Annotated in this window: 21 protein-coding genes and 4 tRNA genes; 11 read left to right on the top strand and 14 right to left on the bottom strand. The window is 41.9% G+C overall.

Annotated elements, in window-relative coordinates; all coding sequences use genetic code 11:
* Positions 1–19: 19 nt before the first annotated feature.
* The gene (gene argA, locus Xbud_RS05160) at positions 20–1,354 is read right to left on the bottom strand and encodes an amino-acid N-acetyltransferase (protein ID WP_099135054.1); all 1,335 of its coding nucleotides are present in this window, start codon (positions 1,352–1,354) and stop codon (positions 20–22) included.
* 300 nt (positions 1,355–1,654) lie between these two features.
* Between argA and amiC the strand changes: the two genes are divergently transcribed.
* Entirely contained in the window at positions 1,655–2,902 is a 1,248-nt protein-coding gene (gene amiC / locus Xbud_RS05155; protein WP_099135053.1) for an N-acetylmuramoyl-L-alanine amidase AmiC, read from the top strand.
* A gap of 30 nt (positions 2,903–2,932) precedes the next feature.
* On the opposite strand, the gene Xbud_RS05150 is transcribed toward amiC, so the two are convergent.
* The 5 genes from Xbud_RS05150 to Xbud_RS05130 all read right to left on the bottom strand — a co-directional run bounded on the left by Xbud_RS05150 (position 2,933) and on the right by Xbud_RS05130 (position 4,422).
* Complete coding sequence (locus Xbud_RS05150; protein ID WP_099135052.1) at positions 2,933–3,688, bottom strand: hypothetical protein; 756 nt, start codon at positions 3,686–3,688, stop codon at positions 2,933–2,935.
* Positions 3,689–3,934: 246 nt separating this feature from the next.
* Positions 3,935–4,011, bottom strand: a tRNA-Met gene (locus Xbud_RS05145).
* Between the two features lie 60 nt (positions 4,012–4,071).
* Positions 4,072–4,148, bottom strand: a tRNA-Met gene (locus Xbud_RS05140).
* A 60-nt stretch (positions 4,149–4,208) separates the two neighbouring features.
* A tRNA-Met gene (locus Xbud_RS05135) sits at positions 4,209–4,285 on the bottom strand.
* Positions 4,286–4,345: 60 nt separating this feature from the next.
* Positions 4,346–4,422, bottom strand: a tRNA-Met gene (locus Xbud_RS05130).
* A 225-nt stretch (positions 4,423–4,647) separates the two neighbouring features.
* Here Xbud_RS05130 and mltA point away from each other — a divergent pair.
* Positions 4,648–5,745 (top strand): murein transglycosylase A, encoded by a 1,098-nt coding sequence (gene mltA, locus Xbud_RS05125; RefSeq protein ID WP_099135051.1) that lies wholly within the window; start codon positions 4,648–4,650, stop codon positions 5,743–5,745.
* Positions 5,746–5,849: 104 nt separating this feature from the next.
* On the top strand, positions 5,850–6,662 hold the full coding sequence (tcdA, locus tag Xbud_RS05120) for a tRNA cyclic N6-threonylcarbamoyladenosine(37) synthase TcdA (RefSeq protein ID WP_099135050.1): 813 nt from the start codon (positions 5,850–5,852) through the stop codon (positions 6,660–6,662).
* 2 nt (positions 6,663–6,664) lie between these two features.
* Here the strand turns inward: tcdA and csdE are convergent, their stop codons facing one another.
* Complete coding sequence (csdE, locus tag Xbud_RS05115; RefSeq protein WP_099135049.1) at positions 6,665–7,132, bottom strand: cysteine desulfurase sulfur acceptor subunit CsdE; 468 nt, start codon at positions 7,130–7,132, stop codon at positions 6,665–6,667.
* A gap of 7 nt (positions 7,133–7,139) precedes the next feature.
* The gene (gene csdA, locus Xbud_RS05110; RefSeq protein ID WP_099135048.1) at positions 7,140–8,378 is read right to left on the bottom strand and encodes a cysteine desulfurase CsdA; all 1,239 of its coding nucleotides are present in this window, start codon (positions 8,376–8,378) and stop codon (positions 7,140–7,142) included.
* A gap of 467 nt (positions 8,379–8,845) precedes the next feature.
* On the opposite strand from csdA, the gene Xbud_RS05105 reads away from it, so the two are divergent.
* From Xbud_RS05105 to Xbud_RS05070, 8 genes are all read left to right on the top strand, one after another.
* On the top strand, positions 8,846–9,766 hold the full coding sequence (locus tag Xbud_RS05105) for a transcriptional regulator GcvA (RefSeq protein WP_099135047.1): 921 nt from the start codon (positions 8,846–8,848) through the stop codon (positions 9,764–9,766).
* Between the two features lie 30 nt (positions 9,767–9,796).
* Positions 9,797–10,192 (top strand): DUF423 domain-containing protein, encoded by a 396-nt coding sequence (locus tag Xbud_RS05100; protein WP_099135046.1) that lies wholly within the window; start codon positions 9,797–9,799, stop codon positions 10,190–10,192.
* Positions 10,185–11,282 carry a 23S rRNA (cytidine(2498)-2'-O)-methyltransferase RlmM gene (rlmM, locus tag Xbud_RS05095; RefSeq protein ID WP_099135045.1) on the top strand — a complete coding sequence of 366 codons (1,098 nt, stop codon included), beginning with the start codon at positions 10,185–10,187 and terminating at the stop codon, positions 11,280–11,282. The genes Xbud_RS05100 and rlmM overlap by 8 nt, the downstream gene beginning before the upstream one ends.
* A 457-nt stretch (positions 11,283–11,739) precedes the next feature.
* Positions 11,740–13,176, top strand: a complete 1,437-nt coding sequence (locus tag Xbud_RS05090; RefSeq protein WP_099135044.1) for a serralysin family metalloprotease — start codon at positions 11,740–11,742, stop codon at positions 13,174–13,176.
* 166 nt (positions 13,177–13,342) lie between these two features.
* Entirely contained in the window at positions 13,343–13,660 is a 318-nt protein-coding gene (locus Xbud_RS05085) for a protease inhibitor Inh/omp19 family protein (protein WP_099135144.1), read from the top strand.
* 113 nt (positions 13,661–13,773) lie between these two features.
* Complete coding sequence (locus tag Xbud_RS05080; RefSeq protein ID WP_209028812.1) at positions 13,774–15,477, top strand: type I secretion system permease/ATPase; 1,704 nt, start codon at positions 13,774–13,776, stop codon at positions 15,475–15,477.
* Positions 15,478–15,582: 105 nt separating this feature from the next.
* Entirely contained in the window at positions 15,583–16,935 is a 1,353-nt protein-coding gene (locus tag Xbud_RS05075) for an HlyD family type I secretion periplasmic adaptor subunit (protein WP_099135042.1), read from the top strand.
* Between the two features lie 23 nt (positions 16,936–16,958).
* Positions 16,959–18,344: a TolC family outer membrane protein gene (locus Xbud_RS05070; protein WP_099135041.1), complete on the top strand. Its 1,386-nt coding sequence runs from the start codon at positions 16,959–16,961 to the stop codon at positions 18,342–18,344.
* A 34-nt stretch (positions 18,345–18,378) separates the two neighbouring features.
* On the opposite strand, the gene xni is transcribed toward Xbud_RS05070, so the two are convergent.
* The 6 genes from xni to Xbud_RS05040 form a co-directional block, all read right to left on the bottom strand.
* Positions 18,379–19,134: a flap endonuclease Xni gene (gene xni, locus Xbud_RS05065; RefSeq protein ID WP_099135040.1), complete on the bottom strand. Its 756-nt coding sequence runs from the start codon at positions 19,132–19,134 to the stop codon at positions 18,379–18,381.
* 61 nt (positions 19,135–19,195) lie between these two features.
* Positions 19,196–20,563, bottom strand: coding sequence for a nucleotide 5'-monophosphate nucleosidase PpnN (gene ppnN / locus Xbud_RS05060; RefSeq protein WP_099135039.1), 1,368 nt, complete (start codon positions 20,561–20,563; stop codon positions 19,196–19,198).
* A 139-nt stretch (positions 20,564–20,702) separates the two neighbouring features.
* Positions 20,703–21,548 (bottom strand): NADPH-dependent 7-cyano-7-deazaguanine reductase QueF, encoded by an 846-nt coding sequence (queF, locus tag Xbud_RS05055; protein ID WP_099135038.1) that lies wholly within the window; start codon positions 21,546–21,548, stop codon positions 20,703–20,705.
* A gap of 351 nt (positions 21,549–21,899) precedes the next feature.
* Positions 21,900–23,597 (bottom strand): ABC transporter ATP-binding protein, encoded by a 1,698-nt coding sequence (locus Xbud_RS05050; protein WP_099135037.1) that lies wholly within the window; start codon positions 23,595–23,597, stop codon positions 21,900–21,902.
* 322 nt (positions 23,598–23,919) lie between these two features.
* On the bottom strand, positions 23,920–24,846 hold the full coding sequence (locus Xbud_RS05045) for a dimethylarginine dimethylaminohydrolase family protein (RefSeq protein WP_099135036.1): 927 nt from the start codon (positions 24,844–24,846) through the stop codon (positions 23,920–23,922).
* A 48-nt stretch (positions 24,847–24,894) separates the two neighbouring features.
* Positions 24,895–25,620: a phosphatidylserine decarboxylase gene (locus tag Xbud_RS05040; RefSeq protein WP_099135035.1), complete on the bottom strand. Its 726-nt coding sequence runs from the start codon at positions 25,618–25,620 to the stop codon at positions 24,895–24,897.
* Positions 25,621–25,892: the final 272 nt, after the last annotated feature.

Raw genomic sequence — 25,892 nt, 5'->3', positions numbered from 1 at the left:
ATATGTGGGTGGAGTTATGTCAATGAGTTTTCAGATCCAACATCAAAATTTTGGAACGGCGTTGGTAATTGTACAGCGCCTGTTTTTCCACTGGTAACATAGTAATTTCTGCGGGTTCAAAACCTTTCTCCTGAAACCAGTGAATACTTTGAGTTGTAAGGACAAATAATCGTTCCAGTCCGATTTGTATGGCCTGATTAATAATAGCGCCTAATAACACCTCGCCACGTGAAGAATTTTGGTAATCCGGATGTACGGCAACACAGGCCATTTCACCGATTTTTTCCGCAGGATAAGAGTACAGGGCAGCACAGGCGATAGTGACATTATCGAGTTCTATCAGGGTAAACTTATCGATCTCCATTTCCAGTTGTTCCCGTGAGCGGCGAACCAGGATCCCATTTTGCTCCAGTGGACGGATCAGTTCGAGAATGCCTCCTATATCGTTGATATTGGCGCGACGGATCTGCTCAGAGCGCTCCATAACAATTTGGGTTCCGATGCCTTCGCGGGAGAATAATTCCTGGATTAGTGAGCCATTCTCCTGATAACTGATCAAATGACTGCGCCGAACTCCGCGGCGGCAGGCTTTAATGGCGCCACGTAAAAAACGTACTGCCCCGGAGGAGTAATCCCCGGTGCTTTCCAGTTTATTCAACAGTATTTCCCCCTCATTGGGGAAAATTTCTGACAAGGTATTCCCTTCCGTATCGGTGACGCCTTGTGATGAACAGAATCCTATCAGCTTTTCGGCTTTTAATTTAATCGCCAGTTGTGAAGCAATTTCTTCGGTCGTCAGGTTGAAACTTTCGCCGGTAACGGAAACAGCAACAGGCCCGATTAATACAATGGAATGGTTATCTAACTGCTGATTTATGGCTTCATCGTCAATCCGGCGAATTTTACCACTGTGGTAATAATCAATACCATCATCGATCCCTAAAGGCTGAGCGATGATAAAGTTGCCGCTGACCACGTTAATATGCGCACCTTGTAATGGCGTATTATTGAGGCTCATGGAAAGTCGGGCTGTAATATCAAGCTGTAACACGCCAGCGGCTTGTTTGATAAAATCCAGCGTTTTAACATCAGTAACCCGAGTGTATTTATGATAAATCGGTTGATAGTGATGTTGGGTGAGGTTCTGATCGATTTGTGGCCGAGCACCGTACACAATAACTAAACGAATGCCGAGGCTATGTAATAAACCGATATCATTAACGATATTCGGAAAATTTTCATGGGCGATAGCTTCACCGACCAACATAATGACAAAAGTTTTGTTACGATGTGCATTAATATACGGAACCGAATGCCGGAAAATTTCGACCAATTCGGTACGGCGTTCTTTCATGATATTTCCCTCAATTGCATTTTTATTCGTATTTTTTATATTTTTATTCTTTAGAAGGGAAATGGCAAGAGGGAATATAGATAAAAACAAAGCTATTATTTATATTGATATTTATGTTTGTTATCTCTCAGGTCGCAGCTTTGTTGGCTACGCTGCATCTTGAAATTCATAGAGTATAGCTGTTGAGATAGCAGAAAATGCTTTTTTTGATGACAGTCCCTTTATAATTAATTAGAGTCTTCCACCTAACTGTCTCTTAGATAAAATTTACTGTCTGGTTGTTTTTAAATGGAATAAATAATGAGTCATTCAGACCATAATTCTTCACGTCGCCGTTTGTTGAAAGGAGCAGCAGCGCTTTGGTTGTTAAGTATTAGCCCGATAGGGTATGCAGCAACGTCACAAGTGATTGCTGTGCGTATTTGGCCTGCATCAAGTTATACCAGAGTGACGCTGGAGTCTAATATTCCGCTTAAATACCGCCAATTTTCACTTTCAAATCCCAACCGAATTGTTATTGATTTGCAGGGTATCCAGCTCAATAGTGTCCTGAGCAGTATAGGATCGCAGGTTCAGCAACGTGATCCTTATCTGAAACTGGTACGAGCCGGGCAATTTGATCCCAAAACTGTGCGTTTGGTGTTTGAAATTAAGCAGCCGATTGCACCACATATTTTTACTTTGCCGCCTATTGCGAAATTCAAGCATCGTTTGGTGTTAGATTTCTATCCAAAGGTAGCGAAAGCCAATGATGATCCTTTGCTGGCACTGCTTGAAGAGTACAACAGTGGAAATCTGGAAAAGCATATGCCACCGACAGAGAGGAAAAAAACAGGCAAGGCCGGGAAGAACAGGCCAATTGTGATTATGCTTGATCCCGGTCATGGTGGTGAAGATCCTGGCGCTATCGGGAAATACAAAACCCGTGAGAAAGATGTTGTTTTACAGATTGCCCGCCGTCTGCAAGCCCTTATAAAACGTCAACCGGGGATGAAAGTGTATATGACCCGTAATGAAGATATTTTTATTCCGCTGACAGTCAGGGTAGCAAAAGCACGTAAGATGCAGGCGGATCTGTTTGTTTCCATCCATGCTGATGCTTTTACTAATCGTGCCGCTAGGGGATCGTCCGTATTTGCTTTGTCAACGAAAGGGGCAACCAGTAATGCTGCCCGTTTTCTGGCCCAAACGCAGAATGAGGCTGACTTGATTGGTGGGGTGAGTAAAAGCGGTGATAAATATTTGGATCATACCATGCTGGATCTGGTTCAGACTGTGACGATTAATGACAGCCTGAAATTTGGGGATGAAGTGCTTAAGCGAATGGGTAAAGTGAATAAACTGCATAAAAACAGTGTCGATCAGGCGGGGTTTGCCGTATTAAAAGCACCGGATATTCCTTCTATTCTGGTTGAAACTGCATTCATCAGTAATTTGGAAGAAGAACGAAAACTACGTACTGCGAAATTCCAGCAACAAGTGGCTGAATCTATTTTTGCCGGTATTAAAGCCTATTTTAAAAATGGAGCAGAATTAGCACGGCGGTGAAATATCCACCCATATAAAATAAAGAAAACATTATAGAGCGTTAAATAATAGGGAAAGTGTTTCAGAGTAGTCATCTTGGCATACATAATTTTTCCATAGAGTTGATCCTGTTCCTTCCCAAGGTGGAGTAGTTGGGGTGTCATTCAGCCAAAATTGTATTTTTTTAGCGACGTTAGGATACTCTCTGTGTCTGAAAAGCCATCTTAATTCTTTTCCAGTGATATTTTTGTCGTGTTTATAAACTACACTATCCATATTTATACCATCAAGTATAAAGTGGATATGCATATCATGAGGTAAATTTCCATTGACTATGCTTGCCCATGATAATCCGCCTTTACATTTTCTTCCTATGTCTATCTTATTATATTCATTGATGTTTTCAGTAATAGTGCGGTATTTATGGTGACTTTTCAGATGATTAAAGAAATCTCTTTTATAGTGATTATATTTGTCTTCATCCTCTTGCTTTTTGGGTTTTTCATACCAGTATCTTCTGCTGTATTCTTCCGCTCTATTTTGAAAACTGGATTTTTCCTCGTTATTTATCCAATTATTTTTTTTGTTTTTTCCTTGATAATTTTTCATAAAATTTTTCATATGGTTTAATTCGGCAGGTGTTAAATAATTATCAATAAATATTGGTGGATAAAGAGCTTCATCATTACAATGTTTAGCAATCAGAAAGTTTTTACTTTCATTAACATATTTTTTCCTGCTATCAGTTAAACCATATATTAAATCACCTTTATAAAAATTTTCTCTAAAGGGACGAAAAAATGGCATGTTGCTACCCTTATTTTAGGTCGGTTTTAAAATAGCCTAACTATAATAACAACTTGTTAATTAAATGTATTATTTTTGTATGGTTTTATAAATTATTTTAATGGAGGAGATGATTTTTGTTTACAAACAGGGGATTGACTACCCTGTGGTTGTAATATTACGCATTGAATATATACAAATAATGAATAAAAAAGAGTGATAAACAGGTTGAAAATTTGATAAGAAGTGAGATTTTAATCAGAAAGTTGGTTGCGGGGGCCGGATTTGAACCGACGACCTTCGGGTTATGAGCCCGACGAGCTACCAGGCTGCTCCACCCCGCGTCCGTCTGCAAATGCTACATTATATCTATAAAAACAGTATCGATAAAAACGATACCGAATTGGTTGCGGGGGCCGGATTTGAACCGACGACCTTCGGGTTATGAGCCCGACGAGCTACCAGGCTGCTCCACCCCGCGTCCGTCTGCAAATGCTACATTATATCTATAAAAACAGTATCGATAAAAACGATACTAAATTGGTTGCGGGGGCCGGATTTGAACCGACGACCTTCGGGTTATGAGCCCGACGAGCTACCAGGCTGCTCCACCCCGCGTCCGTCTGCAAATGCTACATTATATCTATAAAAACAGTATCGATAAAAACGATACCGAATTGGTTGCGGGGGCCGGATTTGAACCGACGACCTTCGGGTTATGAGCCCGACGAGCTACCAGGCTGCTCCACCCCGCGTCCGATGTCGGCACACTATACTCCGGATCGATTCCGTTGCAAGCTTTTTTGTTGATATTTACCAATTTTGTTTGTTTTTTTGCTTAAAAATAAAGCTTGTTGTTTTATTTTTGTTCTCTTGTGATTTAAGCAGAGTAATCTATTTTTTTCTAACTACATTTTATTATTTATTGGGGTTTGATATTGTTTGCTGTCGAAACGGAATGGCAGGAGATAAAGTATAATATGAAACTTTGGGGCAAATATCTTTTATGTGGTGTTGTCGTTTCTCTGTTATCTGCTTGTCATTTGCGCCCGACGGAGCAAGGTCAGCAGTATAAAGATGGTCACTTTACCCAGGACTTCCGGCTTGTTAATACGCCAAATGCGCAAGGCTCTCCCGTCAATGCCGGAGATTTTGTCACTCAGGTCAAATTAATCAGCGAGTCTTCTCCCCAATTGTATGCCAATCAACGCGCTACCTTTAATGCCATCGAAAACTGGATGCAATATGGTGGAAATATTCGCAATTTAGCTCAGTTTGGTTTGCTCGTTTATCAGATGGAAGGCGAAGATAATTACGGTAATGTCAAATTTACCGGCTACTATACCCCTATATTGCAGGCTCGCCATATTAAACAAGGTGAATTTAAATATCCTTTGTACCAAATGCCAGATCAAGCGTATTCTCGCTTGCCGGATCGTGCGGCTATATATAATGGGGTTCTCGATAAAAAGTGGATCATTGGCTACAGCAACTCTCTAATAGATAATTTTTTGATGGAAGTACAAGGGAGTGGTTATGTGGATTTTGGTGACGACAAACCATTAACCTTTTTTGGTTATAGTGGAAAGAATGGTCATGTTTATCGCAGTATAGGTAAAGTGTTAATTGATAGTGGAGAAATTCCCCAGGAAGAAATATCAATGAGAGCCATTCGGCAGTGGGCTGAAAAGCATAATGAATCTGAAGTTCGGCAAATTCTGGAACAGAATCCTTCTTTCGTATTTTTTAAGCCTGAACCTTATACCGCAGTGCGGGGAGCCAGTGCAGTGCCTTTAGTCGCAAAAGCTTCAGTAGCATCGGATAAGGCATTAGTTCCTCCCGGAACAGTGTTGCTGGCGGAAGTACCGATATTGGATAACCTCGGCAAGTTTACCGGACAGTACCGAATGCACCTGATGGTGGCACTGGATGTCGGGGGAGCAATTAAAGGACATCATTTCGATATTTATCATGGTGTTGGCAGTCTTGCCGGAGAAATGGCTGGTTTTTATAACCACTATGGACGTGTTTGGATATTGAAGAAAGCATTATCTGGCTTTTTGGCAGCAAACCAGTAAGATCCTGCTCAGTTCAAACAATCGTTACCTATCTCTGCCTGATATTTTCGCGCGGAAAATAAAGTGTGTCTGATAGCATAGGTTTTATTCAGGATTTATTATTGATGCAAGTTTCTCTCTCTGATGCTTATCTTCAGCGTTTTGCTGGTACTGCACGATTATATGGCCAGAAAGCGCTTTCATTATTCTCCCGTTCACATGTTTGTGTGGTTGGCATTGGAGGTGTGGGTTCATGGGCAGCGGAAGCATTGGCTCGCACAGGTATTGGGGCGATTACGCTGATTGATATGGATGACGTCTGCACTACCAATACCAATCGTCAACTGCATACATTAGTGCAGAATGTGGGGTTACCAAAAACCGAAGTGATAGCTGAGCGGATACGGGCGATTAACCCTGAATGTCAGGTCACTTGTATTGATGATTTTGTTACGCCTGATAATGTGGCGGAATTGATCTCTGCGGATTTTGATTATGTTATTGATGCTATTGACAGTGTTCGCCCGAAAGCAGCTCTGCTGGCTTATTGCCGCCGTTATAAGATCCCTGTGGTGACAACGGGTGGTGCGGGTGGGCAGCTTGATCCAACCCAGATTCAGGTCGTGGATTTAGCCAAAACAGTGCAGGATCCTTTGGCCGCTAAATTGAAAGAACGCCTGAAATCTGATTATCGGGTCGTGAAGAACGGTAAAGGAAAATTGGGCATCGACTGTGTTTTCTCAACGGAACAATTAGTGTATCCACAATCTGATGGTACGGTTTGCGCGGTCAAAAGTACGGCTGATGGTTCAAAGCGGATGGATTGTGCCTCTGGTTTTGGTGCCGCAACGATGGTTACGGCGACTTTTGGGTTTGTTGCTGTATCTCACGCATTGAAAAAAATGGTGGCTAGAGCGGAGCGGGAAAGCTGTCTTTAATTTTAGTATGAACAGTTTTGATACGAGCGGGCAATTTCCTGCACGGCATTAATCAAAGATTTTACGCCGTTGAGCCGCGATCCACTTAATTGCTGTTCGAGACCTGCTTGCTGAAACAGCTCGGTTAATGGCGTTTGTAAAACCTGCTCCGCCGTTTTTCTTTCCACTGTGGTCAGGATAAATGCTAATAAACCTTTCACGATGCGCCCTTCGCTGTCACCATAAAAATGCAGGCGGTTTTCAGTAAGCAATTGATGTCCTAACCAAACCCGGTTTTCACAGCCGGAAATCTCAATCTGCTGTTGTTTTAACTCATCGGGCAGGTCCGGTAGCTTTTTAGCAAGCCCGATGAGTTGCCGATAGCGATCTTCCCACAGCCGGCATTGCTCAAACTTTTCAATCAGTTGTTGCTCCGTAATTTCTGTACCAAACGGATGTGGGGCAAGGATAGGAGTTGGCAGTGATGTCATTGGTGATTTATTCCTCAAGTAGTGACAGAGCGAATTTTACTGCACTGACTAATTTATCTGCATCTTGTTGGGTGTTATAAGGCATAAAAGAAGCCCGCAGGCAACCGTTGATCCCCAAAGCATCAAGCAGTGGTTGGGCGCAGTGCTGCCCTGAACGCAGGGAAATATTCTGTTCAGCGATCAGCGTTGCCAGATCATTATGATGTATGCCTGCAAAGTTGAAGGCCAATAGGCTGGCTCTTGTCGCACGATAACTGATAAAACCCGGTATCGCGCTGAGTTGCTGCTCAGCATAATCTGTCAGGGCAACAGCATAGGATTCGGCAAGTGAAATATCGAGTGTTTTTAACCATTCCAACGTAGCAGCAAACCCGATGACTCCGGCGACATTCGGTGTGCCGGCTTCAAAACGATAAGGTATTGCTTCTGGTGTAAAACTGTCGAAGGAGACTTGAGTCAGCATTTTCCCGCCCCCTTGCCACGGAGACATGGCATTCAGCAGTGATCCTTTTCCATACAATACTCCCAACCCATTAGGTCCATAGAGCTTATGTGCAGAGAAAGCATAAAAATCGATATCTAACTGTTGTACATCGGCGGGAGTGTGAACAATGCTTTGAGCCCCATCGACCAGTACCAGACAGTTATATTGATGGGCGAGGGTTGTGACTTGTGTTAAATCAACAGTAGCTCCGGTCACATTTGACATTTGGCTGATAGCAACTAACCGACTTTTTTCATTGAGCAGTTCTGCCAGCGTTTCAATTTCTGGCTGATACTGTTTTTGTTGACATCGTTTTCCAATCGGCCATTTAACGATCTTAGCACCGGTTTGTTCTGCCAGAATCAGCCACGGTAGTAGATTGGAGTGATGCTCTTGTTCACTGACAATAATCTCATCATGGGCTGATAAGCGGGAACGAAAATACCCTTGTGCAACCAGATTAATGGCTTCGCTGGTGCCTTTGGTCCAGATAATATTTTCAGGTTGCGGTGCATTGAGCAATTCAGCGACTAAAGAACGTGCCTGTTCATAACGTAAGGTCATTGCTTGTGCAGTCTCGTGTTGACTGCGATGAACAGTTACACTGTGATTCTGGTAATAGCGTTGAGTTGCCTCAATCATACATGTGGGTTTGAGAGAAGTCGCTGCGCTATCCAGAAACACAGTAGGTTTTGGATACTCAGAGGATGGCTGTAAAGCAGGAAATTGTCGGCGAAATTTTTCTGAATCAAAGGCTTTCATAAATTATGTTAATTTGAATGCTATGTCGTATACCTTTCGTTCTACAATCCAGAAGGTATAAAAGAATAAATTTTTCTTTAATCAAGTTTGAGGGATTTTACAGCAAAGCAGGGAAAAAAAGCACCGCAATTGCGGTGCATTAAAAAAATCACTATGGACAGACAGGGTAAATGTACAGGAAGTGAAAAAAACAGTAGCATACGCTACAAAGCCTGGTTGTCCCAGACAACTTGCAAACACAACATCACAACCACAAAGCCAAAAGTATCTATGTGCTTTTACAAATTTATATCACTCCAAATTTGCCTCGCGACAGAGCTACTTTTCGTTCCGGCTTAGGAAGTGCGCACACTATAGGGATTTGCTGGTATATCATCAATGGACAAATTATAATGATTCGGATTATAAAAACTAATACCTGAACGAAAAGAGTTACCGGTATCGTAACCATCATATAAGAAACCAACATGTCCAAACGTTTACCACCACTCAATGCGTTACGAGTTTTTGATGCTGCCGCTCGTCATTTAAGCTTTACTAAAGCGGCAGAAGAATTATTTGTCACTCAAGCTGCGGTCAGCCACCAGATGAAAAGTCTGGAAGATTTTTTGGGACTGAAACTGTTTCGTCGCCGTAACCGTTCTTTGTTGCTGACGGAAGATGGGCAAAGTTACTATCTGGATATTAAAGAAATCTTCACGGCTATCAATGAAGCTACCCGAAAACTTCAGGCACGTAGTGCCAAAGGGGCGTTGACGGTAAGTTTATCCCCTAGCTTTGCGATTCAATGGTTAGTGCCGCGGCTTTCTGGTTTTAACCAGAGTTTTCCGGGGATTGACGTCAGAATTCAGGCTGTGGATCGGGAAGAAGATAAGCTGGCAGATGATGTTGATGTGGCGATTTTTTATGGACGGGGTAACTGGCCGGGGTTGCGGACAGACCGTCTTTATCCTGAATATTTGCTGCCTGTATGTTCTCCTTCTTTGTTAATGGGGGAGTGCCCACTGAAAACACCGGCGGATCTCGCCAACCACACTTTATTGCATGATTCTTCCAGACGGGACTGGCAAGCCTATGTTCGCCAACTTGATATACAGCAGTTGATCAACGTGCAACAAGGGCCGATATTCAGCCATAGTGCAATGGTCATTCAGGCTGCGGTACATGGGCAGGGCATAGCACTTGCGAATAATGTGATGGCACAGAATGAAATTGATGCAGGTCGTCTTGTTTGTCCGTTCAATGATGTTCTGGTCAGTAAGAATGCATTTTATTTAGTTTGCCATGATAATCAGGCAGAATTGGGCAAGATTGCGGCTTTCCGTAAATGGATCCTTGCACAGGCTGCAAGCGAGCAGGAAAGATTAGGCTTTATTACTAATGAATGATACTAAACGAATGAGAGCAGGAGCAGATCGATGAACAGTCGTGCGATGCTTATTTTTTCCGGGATCAGTGGTTTCTTCTACGTGGCCTTTGGTGCAATAGGTGCCCATCTTCTGGCACCGGTGTTGCGGTCACAGCAAATGGAATGGGTTCATACTGGCCTGCAATATCAAGGATTACATACATTGGCGATGATGGCACTGGCGGCTGTGTTGATATGGCAGCCATCGGTGCAATTCAGCCGGGCAGGAATATTTTTTGCTGTGGGGATCGTACTGTTTAGTGGCAGCCTTTATTGCCTGGCCTTTTTACCGCTAAAATATTTGGTTTATCTGACACCTGTCGGTGGGCTGAGTTTCCTCATCGGTTGGTTATGTGTATTAATTGGCGCTTTGCGTCTAAGGAAATTGGCGCCTAGCCATGAATAAAGTTGCTTTGTATTGCCGCCCTGGGTTTGAAAAAGAGTGTGCGGCAGAAATTACAGATAAAGCGAGTAAGAAAGAAATTTACGGTTTCGCTCGTGTGAAAGAAAACAGCGGTTATGTGCTGTTTGAATGTTATCAGTATGATGATGCTGACCGTCTTATTCGTGAAATTCCATTTCGTGAATTGATTTTTGCCCGCCAAATGTTGGTTGTCGGTGAGCTGCTGAAAGATTTACCGCAGGAAGATCGTATTACACCGATCATTGGGATGCTGAGCGGTGTTATTGAGCGCGCGGGTGAACTGCGTGTGGAAGTGCCGGATACCAATGAAAGCAAGGAATTGATGAAATTCTGCCGCAAGTTTACGGTTCCTTTGCGTAATGCGATGCGGCAGGAAAAGATCCTGTTGGCAAAGGAAAACTATACCCGTCCAGTGGCTCATGTGTTTTTTATTGCTCCCGGATGCTGTTATGTGGGGTATTCCTACAGTAATAATAATTCCCGTTTTTACATGGGGATCCCACGTCTGAAATTCCCATCGGATGCTCCGAGCCGTTCGACACTGAAGCTGGAAGAAGCTTTTCATATCTTCATTCCTTATGACGAATGGGAAGAGCGTCTCGATAGTGGTCTGTATGCCGTAGACTTGGGGGCTTGTCCGGGTGGATGGACTTACCAGCTTGTGAAGCGCAGTATGATCGTTCATGCGGTAGATAATGGGATAATGGCTGATAGCCTGATGGATACTGGTCAGGTAAAGCATCATCGTGTGGATGGCTTTAAGTTTGAACCACCGGTAAAAAATATTTATTGGTTAGTGTGCGATATGGTTGAGAAGCCGGCTAAAGTTGCTCAGCTTATGACGGATTGGTTGGTTAAAAGCTGGTGCCGGGAAGCTATTTTCAACCTCAAGTTGCCGATGAAAAAACGTTACGAAGAAGTTGCTAATATTTTACAAAAAATTGAACGACAATTGAAAGAAAATGGCGTTAATGCCAAAATTCAGGCGAAACATTTGTATCACGACCGTGAAGAGATCACAGTGCACGTTCAACGTATCTGGTCTGTTTATGCAATGAACCGCGATTATTGATTATTGTTTGATATATCCGTCTTTATTTTTCCCGCCGTTGTTGCTTAAAGTGATCTGAAAATGCCCCGGTTATCGAGTTTCTTGCGTAACCGGGGCATTTATTTATTTTTTCTTTTATTAAAATAAAACCAATTAGCTATATTAATTTTAAGGTAACTCTTCATTTAAATTAATTTCAATCAGGTAGAAATTAATTTGTGTATTGTTAAGAAAATATATTTTTTTGTTAACGCAAACGTTTAATCAAAAATTAATAATTAGACATATAAATTAATTTTGTTTAATGTATTTTTTAAAATGATATCTTAATCATTTTTACATGGTCAAAAACTGGCGTTATTTTATTCAAGGGTTTTATTTCTAATACCTTACTTAGGAAGAATAAAAAAACTCAAGTACCCGTTATAGCTGATATATCGGGTCTGAGATTATGAGTCTTTTTTTACAGGAGATTTACATGACCTCAAAGAAAAAATATACCTATACGGGGTTATCTGACTCTAACTCTGTTCAGGATGTGAAAGCACTACTCTCAGCCTACGTTCCAAACTCTGATATGAATATTCGTGTCATGCATAAGCCTTTGGGGGATAAGGCCCCAGATGAACTTTTGCGGACTGATTTTCATTGGCAGGACAGTAAAATCGGGCCTTCTGGCACGCTGGAATTGTCCTATCATTTTCTAAAAACTGCGCCTGCTTTAATAATGTCGAAATTTGGTATTGCAGGTTTCAGTGCTTTTAATGAGGAACAAAAAGAAGCCGCAAAACTTTCATTACAGTCTTGGTCTGATGTTGCTAATATAAAATTTACTGAAGTCAGCTCACGTTTCGATGCCAATATTACTTTGGGCTTTTTTGATTATAGTGAGACTGATGATTATGCATTTGCAACTTTGCCGAGAGGACAAAAAACAATGTACTCTTGGTATCATGCTAAAGACGAAACTTTCAAAACAAATGATATTGATGTGAATGGTTATGGACGGCAGACGTTTGTTCATGAAATAGGGCATACTCTGGGTCTGGAACATCCTGCTGAATATGACGCTTCCGATGTCGTAAGACCAAGTTATATCACTGTCGGTGAATATTTCGAAGATAGCCGTGCTTATACCGTGATGAGTTATTTCAACGAGAAATACACGGGGCAGGATTTCAAAGGAAATTTCTCATCAGCGCCTTTGTTGAATGATATCTCTGCCATTCAGGCTTTATATGGTGCCAATACTGAAACCCGTAAAGGTGACACAGTATATGGTTTTAATTCCAATACTGACCGTGATTTTATGACAGCAACAGATGCTGATAGCAAACTGATATTCAGTGTTTGGGATGCGGGTGGAGAAGATACATTTGATTTCTCCGGTTTTACCCAAAATCAGCGCATTAACCTGAATGAAGGCGCTTTCTCTGATGTAGGCGGCTTGAAAGGTAACGTTTCTATTGCGCGTGGTGTAGTCATTGAAAATGCGATTGGCGGCAGCGGTGACGATATCATTGTTGGTAACAGTGCAGACAATACCCTGAAAGGGGGGGCCGGAAATGATGTCATTTATGGCGGCTTAGGCGGTGATCATCTCTGGGGTGGAGCAGGCAAGGACACATTTGTCTATCTGGATGGCAAAGAATCCCTAAAAGACAACCCGGACTGGATCCATGATTTTGTGTCTGGCGAAGACAAAATCGACTTGTCTCAGTTTAACTTCGGGGGCAAGGGGGATCTTAAATTTGTTGATTCATTTTCAGGTAAGGCAGGTGAAGTTTTACTGACTTATAACGAATCAACAGATGTAACGGATATGTCTATCAGTCTTGGAGGAGAGTTAGCTGACAACGATTTTCTGGTGAAAATTATTGGTCAGCCATCACCTGAAGCTGATTTCATTGTTTAGTAACATTCATTTTAATAAAACAAGCTGCTGCCTGTTGCTCAGGCGGCAGCCTTTTATAGGAGGGGCAATGTTACAACGACATTTAGTTTCCTTCAATGCGTTGTTTGCTTTGTTGAAATCTTGCACTTTATCAATAATGTTATCTTTGTTTTTGATTGGAGGATGTATGGCCAGTAGTTTGAATCTCCCTAAACCGACTGAACTGACAGGAATATGGCAGATATCGGATAAACATCAGGTGTGCAGCGTTGAACTCACGGATACACGTTTGCCAGAAGGCTCTATCTGGGCACTGAAAAGTGACGCTTGTCTGACAAAACTGGTAGGAAATACTGTTGCAGGCTGGCGACCGACTCCTGATGGCATCACTTTGACAGATGCTGACGGTAATAGCCGGGCCTTTTTTGGTCAGGAATCTGAACAATGGGTGGCATACCTTGTTGATGGCAGGGAACTTGTCATGACACTCAAGAAGAAGATGTAACTGTGATCAAGAAAGCGATATTAAAAAATAATATAAAGATAAGAACATAATTAAACTATTTTGCTTCTGATAATGAAGGGATTTCTGTGAAATTACGCCAGCCAAAAGATGAAATGACGGATGTTATCCGTGCACGCAGCAAAGTATTCTGGACGATTGGTTTGTTTACAGCATTTATTAACTTACTGATGCTGGTTCCCTCCATTTATATGCTTCAGATATATGATCGGGTACTGCCATCCGGTAACGAGATGACTTTGCTGATGTTGACGCTGATTACGCTTGGCATGTATGCCATCATCGGTGGGTTGGAATATATCCGAAGTATGGTAGTGATCCGGGTCGGTAGTCAGTTTGATATGTGCCTGAACCAGCGTGTTTATACCGCATCATATGAATCCAATCTGAAAAATGGCTCTACGGATGCGGGGCAGATGCTGAATGATTTATCAACAATTCGTCAATTTCTGACGGGTAGTGCATTATTTGCCTTTTTTGATGCCCCTTGGTTCCCTGTTTACCTCGGTGTCATTTTTCTGTTCAGTCCATATTTAGGGTTGTTGGCGTTGATTGGGGCACTTATTTTGGTAGCTTTGGCGGTATTAAATCAATGGTTATCTCAGTCTCCGCTGGCGGAAGCTAATAAGCTCTCTTTACGTTCCGCTAACCTTGCCAGTACCAACTTACGTAATGCCGAAGTAATTGAAGCATTGGGTATGTTGCCTACATTACGTCAGCGTTGGTTTGGTCTGCATGAGCGTTTTCTCAATTTTCAGCGTATTGCCAGTGAACGGGCAGTATCCATTACCGCAATCACTAAAACAGTACGTATGGCTTTGCAATCATTAATCCTTGGCCTCGGAGGATGGCTGGCAATTGGAGGCGATATCACGCCGGGTATGATGATTGCTGGCTCAATTCTAATGGGACGGGCATTGTCTCCGATTGAACAACTCATCCAGGCATGGAAAAGCTGGAGTTCTGCCCGTCTATCATGGCAGCGACTGGATAAATTACTGCAAGCACAGCCAGAGCGTGAAAGTGGTATGACATTACCCGTACCTAAGGGAGCATTGTTGTTAGAGAAAGTGTTTGCCACTCCTCCCGCTAAAACTAAAGCAGCTCAACCAATTGAAAAGAATAAGCAGGTTTTGCAAGACATCAATTTTTCTCTGGAAGCCGGGGATATTCTGGGAGTGATTGGCCCCAGTGCATCAGGAAAATCCACTCTGGCCCGTTTGTTGGTGGGAGTCTGGCCAGCTCAGGAGGGAGTGGTGAGACTTGATGGTGCAGATATTTATCAATGGAACAAGGATGAACTGGGAGCTTTCATCGGTTATTTACCGCAGGATATTGAACTGTTTGCCGGAACAATTGCGGAGAATATCGCACGTTTTAATGACCTTGATCCGGAAAAAGTCATTGAAGCGGCACAGAAAGCAGGCGTACATGATCTGGTCCTTAATCTTGAACAAGGTTATGACACCGTCATCGGTGCGGGAGGGATGGGGTTGTCTGGTGGACAAAAACAGAGGATTGGGTTGGCTCGGGCATTGTACGGTAATCCATCGTTAGTTGTGCTGGATGAGCCTAATTCCAATCTGGATGATATTGGTGAAAAAGCACTGAGCGGTGCGATTGGAGAATTACGGGAACAGGGAAAAACAGTTGTGGTAATTACTCACCGTCCGGCATTGCTCTCCCAAACAAATAAGATTTTATTGCTAGTACAGGGAAAAATGAAACTGTTTGGCCCATCTCAGCAAGTTATGGCGGCATTAGCACAGTCAAAGGCTGCTGAGCGTACTGCATCATGACCTGCCATCATTTTTCATAGCTTTAATACAGTTTCAGCATGGTTTTAGCATGGCTTCAACATAGTTTTAGCTGCTAGCCGGGGAAAAACTTGTCCGGGAGTAAAGATGTCCTATCAGACCAAAGTTGTTCAGACTGACATAAAGAGTGCACAAAATGATAAGCCAGGATTATTACCGCTGGATGCAAATCGCTATCTGCGGCTAGGCTGGTTGATTATCGGCATTGGCATACTGGGATTTTTCATCTGGGCGGCATTTGCCCCGCTCGATAAAGGGGTTGCCTCTTCTGGCCTTGTCGTGGTGGATGGTAATCGTAAAACGGTGCAGTCCCCGACTAATGGCATCATCAGGCAGATACTGGTGACAGAAGGAGAACATATCAGTGCAGGTCAGGTATTGGTTCAGCTCAGTCAGGTTCAAGTCAATGCCCAGATTGATTCTTTGACACAACAGTTACATACCACATTGGCAACGGAGGCGCGATTACTGGCTGAACAACAGGGGTTGGATACACTGGTTTTTTCGCCTGATTTACTGGCTCAGCGCTCAGAACCACGGTTTGACAATATCCTGGCGTTGCAGAAACAGCTTTTCATGTCACGTCGGGAAATGTTGAGAAGTGATCTGGCGGGAATACAGCAGGCAGAGGAAGGATTGATTTTCCAGATCAAAGGGCTGCGGGAAGCAATGGCAAACAAACAGCGTCAGCAGGCCTCACTTAAAGAACAGGTTACTAACCTGAGTCCGTTGACGGAAGAAGGCTATTTTCCCCGTAACCGTTATCTGGAACTGCAACGAAACCAAATTGAGTTAAGTGGCAGTATGGCTGAGATGACTGGTCGAATAGGACAACTTGAGAAGCAGCAACAGGAAACGCATCAGCGCATGATTCAACGGCAGGCAGATTATCAGCGTGAAGTACGCAGCCAGCTTGCAGATATTCAGGTTCAGGCCAATGAGCTGAAAAATAAACTGGAAACAGCGCAGTTTGATCTATCCCACACTTCTATTACGGCACCTGTTGAGGGAACAGTTGTGGGGTTGAAAGTATTTACCCAGGGAGGCGTTGTGGCATCGGGGGAGAAACTGATGGAAATCCTGCCTGATCAGAGTGCGTTGGAAGTTGAGGCACGTTTGATGGTGCACCTGATTGATAAAGTGAATATCGGGCAGAATGTTGATCTGATGTTTACTGCATTGAACCAGAACAGTACACCTAAAGTGACTGGAAAACTATTGGTCATTTCTGCCGATCGTTTAGTCGATGATATGACCAGAGAATCTTATTACCAAATCCGGGTAAGGGTTACGCCAGAAGGTATGGAAAAACTGGCTGATCTGCATATCAAACCGGGTATGCCAGTTGAGGTTTTTGTTAAAACAGGGTCACGTTCATTGTTGAGTTATTTATTCAAGCCATTGGTGGACAGAGCATCTACATCGCTGATTGAGGAGTAATAGGCATGTTCAGGAATCATCGAATGATAGGGAAATATTATGCACGATTCTCCTTGTTGGTGACCTTGTTTTTGATCATTGTGCTGACAATATTGCGTTCTGGCCCAGTTAAAGCACTTTCTTTGACCGAGGTTTATGCGCTGGCACTGCAACATGACCCAACATTTCAGGCCGCGATCAAAGAACTGGAAGCAGGGCAGGAAGAAAAAACGCTTGGTCGGGCAGAATTGTTACCCAAGTTGTCAATTAGCTACCAAAATGCCCCGAAGAATTGGCAGAAGATGGAAAACAATGTCTCAGAGCGGCGGGGGAATGCGGTTAAAGAGCGTTATGATCGGCAGTACGACAGCTACAGTGGTGCACTGGTTCTGACCCAACCATTATTCGATGTCGAAGCATGGGCACGTTATCAGACCCGTAAAGCTTATGCGTTGATGAGTGATGCCCGTTTTCGGGCTGACAGCCAGCAACTGGTTGTGAGGGTGGTGAACAGTTATGTGGCTGTCGCTTATGCGCAGGACAAACTGACACAGGTTGCTCAGCAGCAGATGGCTTATGAAAAGCAACTGGAGCTTAACCAGAAGTTGTTCGTTTCTGGTGAAGGCACCCGCACAGATGTAGCGGAAACTCAGGCCCGTTACAGTCAGGTACAGGCTGATGTGTTAACTGTGCAGGATGAGTTGGATGCCGCGATCCGTGATTTACAGTTATTAGTAGGTACTCCGTTGCCGACGGACGTACCTGTCACACGTTTATCTGATGTTGAACACTTCAAAGCAATAAAGCTGGAATTTGAACATTATGCCGATTGGGAGCAGATAGCATTACGCCGGAATCCCCAATTAGCGGTTGCCCGCCAGAAAATTGAGGTGGCGTATCATGATATTGAACGCAGTCGATCTGGTTTCCTGCCGAAACTAGAGTTATACGCTTCTCATAGTGAGAATAAATCCAGCAACGATAACAGCGTTAATCAGAAATACCGGACAGATTCTGTCGGGGTGCGTGTTTCCATGAATCTTTATAACGGCAATGCGACATCAGCATTGGTGCGTCAGTCGGCGGCTAATTATAACAAGAGCAAATTCGAAATGGATGCACAAGCCGGGGAAATACTGAATGCACTGCGACGCCATTATAATGGGTGCGTCAATGGACAGAAGCGGATACGTGCTTATGAAGTGGCGGTGGAAGCGGCAGAATTACAGGTTCAAGCCACGCAAAAAAGCGTTTTATTGGGGCAGCGGGTAAACGTGGACATATTGAATGCGGAGCAGCAACTTTATACTGCCCGTCGTGAGCTTTCCCAGGCAAAATACGACTATATGAAATCCTGGATTGGTTTGTTGAGTGAGTCCGGCCAGTTAAATAGTGAACACATTAAGTTAATTTCGCATTATTTTGGCTGAGTGATTTGGTCATCTCTGACTCAGATGATGTAGCTTAACTGCGGGTCAGCCTAAGTTGTTGCAAATTACCGTTCAGGGATAAATTAGTTTTTAGCGAAGCAACTTCACGGCAGATATAAGCCATTTCTTTGTCAGAGGCTAATTTGTTGCGCCATTTCTCTGGCTGAGTTTCCAGATGTTGGAATAAATTGTCTAATGAGCCAGCTTGTTGCAACAGAGCAACGGCTGTTTTTGGGCCGATCCCCTGAACACCTGGGATCTTGCTGCTACTGACACCCACCAGTCCCCAATAATCGGGAAGCTGGATAGGAGAGACGCCAAATTCCTGTTGTACAAAAGGCAAATCCAGCCAACGTTTTTGGAAGTAGTCACGAATTTGGATATTGGGTGATAGTAGCTGACAATAACCTTTATCTGTGGAAACAATGGTCACCTGATGCCCTGTAGCGGCAACCTTGGTTGCCAGTGTTGCCGCTAAATCGTCCGCTTCATGTCCTTCAGCATGCCAGCAAGCGACACCTTGAGTATCAAATGCTTGCTTAATCAGTGGCATTTCTTGCTGTAAATCTTCTGGCATAGCAGAACGCCCGGCCTTGTAATTAGGAAGTAGCTGATGGCGCCAGCTATGGTGTCTACCATCTTCATCAAATACGGCAACAGCATGGGTTGGAGAAGAATGAGAGATTAATTGCTTCAACGCATGTTCACAAGCGGCAATGCAAGAGCTTCCCTGCACAGCATGGATACGTCGAATCAAATTCAGGGCATCTACAATCAAAAGGTGTATCATGGTCTCTAGCTATATACTCCATCCGTGGTGTTATTCCGTGGCGACTGCCTCAGTGGATTGTTTATCTGATAATCTTATAACATGGGTCATAAGCTGTGCCACCCGGAAGTTTCATTCGATCTTGTTTCACAAAATTTTCCAATAGATTATCCATTTGGCGCATAATTTCTGCATCACCGTGAATTTTGAACACCCCATGTTTTTCAATGGATTGAATTCCGACCTCTTTCACATTGCCTGCGACAATGCCGGAAAATACACGTCGCAGAGCAGCCACCAGTTTTTCAGTTGATTGATTCGGATGTAAATCCTGATTCGCCATATTTTCATGCGTGGGTTCAAATGGAGATTGCAAATCATGAGAGATTTTCATTGCCCAGTTAAAGCTATAGGCATCTCCGGTTGAACGACGGTTTTCTTTAACCTGTGGCATAGCTGTTTTCATCACTTTGGCAACTTCTGATGGGTTCTCCATAATAATGCGATAGTGATTACGGGCCTGTTCACCCAACGTTTTGACGATAAACTCATCCAGAACATGAAAATAATCAGCGCTCTCTTTTGGCCCTGTTAATACCAGAGGCAATACCTGATTCTGATTTTCAGGATGCATCAAAATCCCCAGTAGATAAAGTAGTTCTTCTACTGTTCCAACGCCTCCCGGAAAGATGATAATGCCGTGAGCGATACGAACGAAAGCTTCCAGCCGTTTTTCGATATCCGGCATGATAATCAGTTCATTGACCAGTGGATTGGGGGGCTCGGCTGCGATAATGGAATGCTCTGTAATACCGATGAAACGGCTGTTTTTATAGCGCTGTTGTGCATGTCCGACAGCAGCCCCTTTCATCGGTGCTTCCATTGCACCCGCCCCACAACCAGTACAAACATTCAGCTCGCGTAAACCTAGTTCGTTGCCTACTTGGCGGGCATACAAGTATTCTTTTTCACTAATGGAATGCCCACCCCAACAAACGATCATATTGGGATCTTCTGCAAGAGGCAGAGCTTTGGCGTTGCGCAGAATGGAGAAAACGGTATTGGTAATGTGCATACCATTTTTCAGATTCAGAGAGTCTGCTTTTTGTGCATCAACAAGTTGAGCGTGAACAAACAGAATATCCCGCAATACTGCAAATAAATTTGCTCGTAAGGATCGAATGATCTTACCATCAACAAATGCTTCTTCTGGCGGATTAACCAGCTCCAGTTTGACGCCTCGCTCTCTGCGCAGAACGTTAATGTCAAAATTTTTATATTTTGACAGTAATTCTTTACCATTGTCAGTCTGACTGCCGGAGTTGAGCACGGCCAGTGAGCAATTACGGAAAAGACGGTATAGATCGCTGCTTGCGGTGCGTTTCAATGTATCAACTTCAAGCTGAGAGAGTGAATCCATTGACCCTAACGGGCTGACATGTGTAATCAAGAATAGCTCCTTTATACCCAAATGGGGTTTCCTGAATAATGATTTTACCCTGAAATATGTTGGGTGCTAATTGAACATTAAAATCAGCCCGTTTGGTGATTAAATGGCATTAGGATGAATGCCATCTGTGCTAATTCAATTACTGACGGGCTAATCTTCCGGTTGTTGGTACAAATGTGTCGTTACTACGCCATGGGTTAATATCCAATCCACCACGACGAGTATAACGTGCATAAACAGTGAGTTTTTCCGGGCCACACAATTCGATTAAGTCGTTGAAAATACGCTCAACACATTGTTCATGAAACTCATTGTGGTGACGGAATGAAACCAGATAACGTAATAATTTTTCCTGATCGATTTTGGGACCTTTATAGCGAATCTGTACTGAGCCCCAATCAGGTTGGTTTGTGATCAGACAATTTGATTTCAGCAAATGGCTAACCAGAATTTCTTCAACGACAGGCCCGGTTGCTGCATTGTTAAGATAATCACGATTGAACTCATAATCATTAATTTCAATATCCTGATTATCAATACATTTACCCTCAAAATCGGTAATTGGCTGTTGATTGACGTCATGCAGAGGATATAAAACAACTTCAATATCGCCTTTAGCGCAAGCGGATAAATCCTGTTGCAGGGTTTTTTGCACTGTTTCCCAATCAGTAAAGCGGGTTTGGTTAAAACTATTCAGATAAAGTTTAAAGCTTTTGGATTCGATAAGATTTTCGCTGGTTGCATTCAGGCTAACGTGACCAATAGCGACTTGAGGAACACCCCGTGAATTGAGCCAGGATAGCTCATACATTGTCCAGATATCAGCCCCGTGAAATGGGAGGTTATCGGGAGACAATCCAAGCGGCTCACGGTTCATACTACGAGGAACGGCTTGTAATAATGATGGCCCATAAGTATCGCAATAGGAAGTCGGTTTGCCGAGAGTAAGTTCGGTGAGGGTCTGATTATTTTGATACAAAGACATAAGATTCCTTAAAGCTAATTACCCTGCATGTAAGAGCTATCGGGTAGAGATTATTGTTGTTCAAATAGCTTGTAGTGTATCAAGGAATTTTGATGATTCGTATTTTTATTGTGCATTAATCATTACTTACCGTATTTATCAAGTCAGTGTCATTCGGCCTGTGTGAAGCTGAGTCTTCTTTCAGCGCTTTCATGTTGGTTTTATACGAGGGAGGAAGTTACATAACCTTTTATAATCGTAGGTCAATTGAAATAGTCGGTCACTTGAAGGAGACTCAGTCCGACTCTGTGATCTGATTCATCACCAAATCATTAAGCGGACTGAGTTATGTCATTCATCAAATATCAAAAATCAGTTTGTTCTTGGTTGTTCCATATATTCCTGGAGAGAACCATCAAAGGCAATTCTCCCTTTGTCGACTCTGATAACCCGCTCTGCAAGTCTAAAGACTCGTGGATCATGGCTTATCATGAGCACTGTTTTACCATGAACGATATTATTCAGTGCTTCTGCAAAGTTATTTATCTTACTATTGTCCAGATAAGTGGTCGGTTCATCAAAGAGCAATATTTCCGGCGTTTTAAGGTACAGACGCGCTAAACCAACGACCTGCCTTTCACCGCCTGACAAAGAAGAGCCTTTTTCATCAATGTGTGAATCCAGACCATCTTTCAGTTTACCTAATAGTTCACTGCCACCCGCTTTAATTAACGCAGAAACCATATCTTCTCTGGTTGATTCTGTATTGGCGATGTGCAGATTATCGTATAACGTGCCTTTTATGATCTGAGTCTGTTGTGACATCACGCCAAATTTTTGCAACCAATGCTGATGATCGGGGTTATCCAGAACTTCACCAAAAATTGAAACATAACCGTCAGTTAATGGGGTTAAACCAGTCACAATATCAAATATCGTACTTTTACCCTGACCGTTATCACCAACAATAAGGATACGTTCACCTTTTTGTATAGAGATGTTCATATCTCTGAACAAAGTATCTCTGTCATTATAGGAAAACGTATTGATGTTGATATCAATAGTATCAGGATTGTAATTACCTGTTGATTTATTGTGTTTTTTGGGAATTGGCTTATAAGAACCTAACAATTCGAAAACCCTGTCTAACAGCGATTTGAGTGAAGCAAATTTATTTAAGTGATTGCTGTATCTCTTAATCGAATCAGACATTAATTGCTCGTAGGTAAAAGCAGCAACAAAGTTACCGGGATTGATCGTTCCATCCATCAATAACAAGCCACCATACCAAAGTACGGCAATTGTTGATGCTAACTGTGCAAAAAAGCCAAGCGGAACAGATAAGGACATAAATAACCCTGTGATCCTCTCGACGTTTTTTACTTTAGTATTGGCATCATTAATTCTCTTTTTTTCTGACTCTTCAGAATTAAAAATTTTGACAGATTTGATCCAGGAAAGAGACTCTTGTATCACTCCGGTTAATCGTGAGTTATAGATTTGTAGAATTCTTTCATAAATTGCGACTCGATTAGTGATCGGTTTGCTGATCAAGGTGGTCAGACAAACCATCATAAATGCCAAAATAGCTAATTTAATATCAATCAGAGCCATGGCAATGAACGGGCCAATAATAGATAGCGTATCATAGAGAAATTCGCTATATAAATCTCTGACTCTATCCGATACGAGATAAGTATCGTTTTTTATTCTGAATGCCAGATTAGCTGAGTGAAATTTTCTGGTTATATGGTAGGGAAAAGAGAGGAAAGAATCGACCAGCGATTTCCTCATATTGTAACTTAGTTCTGACGCATTAATTGTCTGCATCCAGATAATAATAGCGTGACTAATAACAATTAATAATGATACTCCAATTAGAGAAGCAATTAATTGGTTAAATGAGAAGGAAAGAATCAACTTGTCCTTCAACAAGGTGTTAACTAATTCCTGTACAAGAAATGGAAATACTACCTCAGCTAAAGCTGCCACTATAGTAAAAGCAATAGCCAGCACTAAGGCTGTTTTTTGTTTCCGTATAAAAGAGTAAAGGAATGTAATATATTTCATATACTGATCACTGTTAAGTTATCAATTTAACTAGTATAGGCAACATGTTAAAACTTACCATCCTATAAAAATGCAGCCGACTCCATCCCTGGAATATACCTATTGTCTTTCAAGTTGCAGTTTGAAATCCATAGGGTATATATGTCCTATTTCACTAAAATACAGGTGGTTTTAAAAGTCATCATGGTGCTATATATAATGGATTAAAAACCCAATAAGCACGAGAATAATATAAACCAAAGATACTATTTATATTGTAATTAACTCAATAACTATGAGTGAAAACGATGTGGTCAATATTATCGCTTTGTTTATCACAATATTATATTACCTGTATTTTGTGAGAATATCTATTTAAATGCATAACCATGCAGGAAAGTAGCGCGCCGCTCTTCATATATTCAGATAAGTTGAATAGTTTTGGCGTTAATGCCAGTTTGGAACAAATTTTTTCCAATTCATGGTTTTTGTTCATTTCATAGATATAACCCTCCGTACCTGCTTTCAGGTCGTTGATATTAGATGAACAGAGAACATACTTATTAACTCTGACAGAGTTACAGATCCCACTGTAAGCAATATCTTTGCTTATGCTGATAATGTTGGTAACTTTTTCCAGTTCTTTCAGTTCGTCACTGCTGAACCCATCGGTATATACGAGAGTATTTTCTTTATCCAGAGAGAAGATACTGCAATCCAGATGGTAAAGATAAGGATCTCTTTCTTCCACTTTCACGATTTTAAGATCGAATTTCTCTTCCATCCAGTCGAAAGTTCTGATGTCACTTCTGATTCCATAACCGCCGACCAATACATTGTCATGCAGATATTTTAACTCAGCTTCACCCTCAAAAAAGTAAGGTGCAACTTCAGTTTTATAGCCTAATGATTCAAAGAAACGCACCCCAATAGGTGTTTCTGATCTTCTGATTTCTGATGCAAAATTGGCAACTATTGCTGTTGGATCTTCGTCACCAACAATAATTCCCAAGTTGGCAACATACACTTGATCTTGCAGCTCTTGATGAGTGTCAGATGGCAGCAAATAGACCAATGATTGTGATGACATAAAGCTGTACAGCTTATAAAACTGTCTTAATGAGACATTGCTGTTAACAGTAATAGCGGATTCATCAAGTTCCTCCATCCAAATATTATTTCTTACGTTGGTATTTAATGAAAATGGAGGTGCCAATAAAAAGGCTGGCATTTTTAAATCAGAAATGATATTGGGAGAATTCTTTAACATCTTAAGACCTCAAATCTAGTTTATTTTATTTGTTTATAGAGAGTTTATTTATAGAGAGCTGTCATTGATTCTAACTAACTTAGTCATGCCACCCGTGACATGTTCTTTTTCAGTCACTAATGAGGTTAATTCATCATCATCAGTAACAGGGATCACTAAGTCTACTTGTGAACCATACCGAATCATTGAGAATCTATCACCCTGATATACTGGCTTATGCTGCTGTATATGGAATGGTGTGATTGTATCAACATCATAATCACCAACCTGAACTATATAGTATTCTCTATTAATACCAGGGGAATAGACTTTATTGACGACTCGCTGATTCAGAGATAAATAATCGTCATAAACTAACTCGATATTCTCTTTATAAAAAATATTATTCTCTACATCGATCATTGGTAGATTGTTTGTTTCTAGAGGTTCATGTTCCGAGTAACTAAGGATGCCATCATAGGGAACTCTATTAATATGTACGTCATAGCATGTCATAAAGATACCAATGACAAGTGAACGCTTATCATAATTTTTATCTCTAATGATATCCTGAATGCTGTATTTTTTCCCTTTTACTTCGGTAATCGCCTCATCCGGGTTTATTATTCCGCTATAAATAACGAACCCATCAGCAGGGGATAAAAAATACCTGTCATCTGTATTAATTGTTCTCACCGGATCCCTGAAAAAACCTTCTTGAAAATAGGTTTCATGTGGGATATCAGGTAGCCCATTAAATATCGATTTAATGGCTTCTGTCATTTTGTTATTCATTATTACCTTCTAAAAAAATGTCTATCAATTGGAACAGGAAACAGAAAAAAACAACATGATGTAAACATTTACAGCGAGATATAATACAGCCTATTATTAATGATTCAATTTTATTTTATTTGGGGATATCATTATTTTTTGTTGGTCAGTAAACACAATTTCACCTAAGTTATCTGGAACGATAGATTGCTAACTAAATGTAATTATATTGATAATATAAATTATGACCGTTAAGGTAGTTTATTATATATATCTGTCAGTGACATTTATCA

The sequence above is a fragment of the Xenorhabdus budapestensis genome (assembly GCF_002632465.1).
Taxonomy (GTDB): domain Bacteria; phylum Pseudomonadota; class Gammaproteobacteria; order Enterobacterales; family Enterobacteriaceae; genus Xenorhabdus; species Xenorhabdus budapestensis.
This window is presented reverse-complemented; position numbering and strand designations above follow the sequence as displayed.

Bases quoted from the DNA above. Each gene is read 5' to 3' on its own strand.
- Xbud_RS05070 (WP_099135041.1), top strand. From the start codon at position 16,959: ATGATAGGGAAATATTATGCACGATTCTCCTTGTTGGTGACCTTGTTT.
- xni (WP_099135040.1), bottom strand. From the start codon at position 19,134: ATGATACACCTTTTGATTGTAGATGCCCTGAATTTGATTCGACGTATC.
- Xbud_RS05100 (WP_099135046.1), top strand. From the start codon at position 9,797: ATGAACAGTCGTGCGATGCTTATTTTTTCCGGGATCAGTGGTTTCTTC.
- Xbud_RS05090 (WP_099135044.1), top strand. From the start codon at position 11,740: ATGACCTCAAAGAAAAAATATACCTATACGGGGTTATCTGACTCTAAC.
- csdA (WP_099135048.1), bottom strand. From the start codon at position 8,378: ATGAAAGCCTTTGATTCAGAAAAATTTCGCCGACAATTTCCTGCTTTA.
- Xbud_RS05080 (WP_209028812.1), top strand. From the start codon at position 13,774: ATGACGGATGTTATCCGTGCACGCAGCAAAGTATTCTGGACGATTGGT.
- Xbud_RS05040 (WP_099135035.1), bottom strand. From the start codon at position 25,620: ATGAATAACAAAATGACAGAAGCCATTAAATCGATATTTAATGGGCTA.
- tcdA (WP_099135050.1), top strand. From the start codon at position 5,850: ATGCAAGTTTCTCTCTCTGATGCTTATCTTCAGCGTTTTGCTGGTACT.
- Xbud_RS05085 (WP_099135144.1), top strand. From the start codon at position 13,343: ATGGCCAGTAGTTTGAATCTCCCTAAACCGACTGAACTGACAGGAATA.
- Xbud_RS05050 (WP_099135037.1), bottom strand. From the start codon at position 23,597: ATGAAATATATTACATTCCTTTACTCTTTTATACGGAAACAAAAAACA.
- argA (WP_099135054.1), bottom strand. From the start codon at position 1,354: ATGAAAGAACGCCGTACCGAATTGGTCGAAATTTTCCGGCATTCGGTT.
- queF (WP_099135038.1), bottom strand. From the start codon at position 21,548: ATGTCTTTGTATCAAAATAATCAGACCCTCACCGAACTTACTCTCGGC.
- Xbud_RS05045 (WP_099135036.1), bottom strand. From the start codon at position 24,846: ATGTTAAAGAATTCTCCCAATATCATTTCTGATTTAAAAATGCCAGCC.
- amiC (WP_099135053.1), top strand. From the start codon at position 1,655: ATGAGTCATTCAGACCATAATTCTTCACGTCGCCGTTTGTTGAAAGGA.
- Xbud_RS05105 (WP_099135047.1), top strand. From the start codon at position 8,846: ATGTCCAAACGTTTACCACCACTCAATGCGTTACGAGTTTTTGATGCT.
- Xbud_RS05075 (WP_099135042.1), top strand. From the start codon at position 15,583: ATGTCCTATCAGACCAAAGTTGTTCAGACTGACATAAAGAGTGCACAA.
- csdE (WP_099135049.1), bottom strand. From the start codon at position 7,132: ATGACATCACTGCCAACTCCTATCCTTGCCCCACATCCGTTTGGTACA.
- Xbud_RS05150 (WP_099135052.1), bottom strand. From the start codon at position 3,688: ATGCCATTTTTTCGTCCCTTTAGAGAAAATTTTTATAAAGGTGATTTA.
- mltA (WP_099135051.1), top strand. From the start codon at position 4,648: ATGAAACTTTGGGGCAAATATCTTTTATGTGGTGTTGTCGTTTCTCTG.
- rlmM (WP_099135045.1), top strand. From the start codon at position 10,185: ATGAATAAAGTTGCTTTGTATTGCCGCCCTGGGTTTGAAAAAGAGTGT.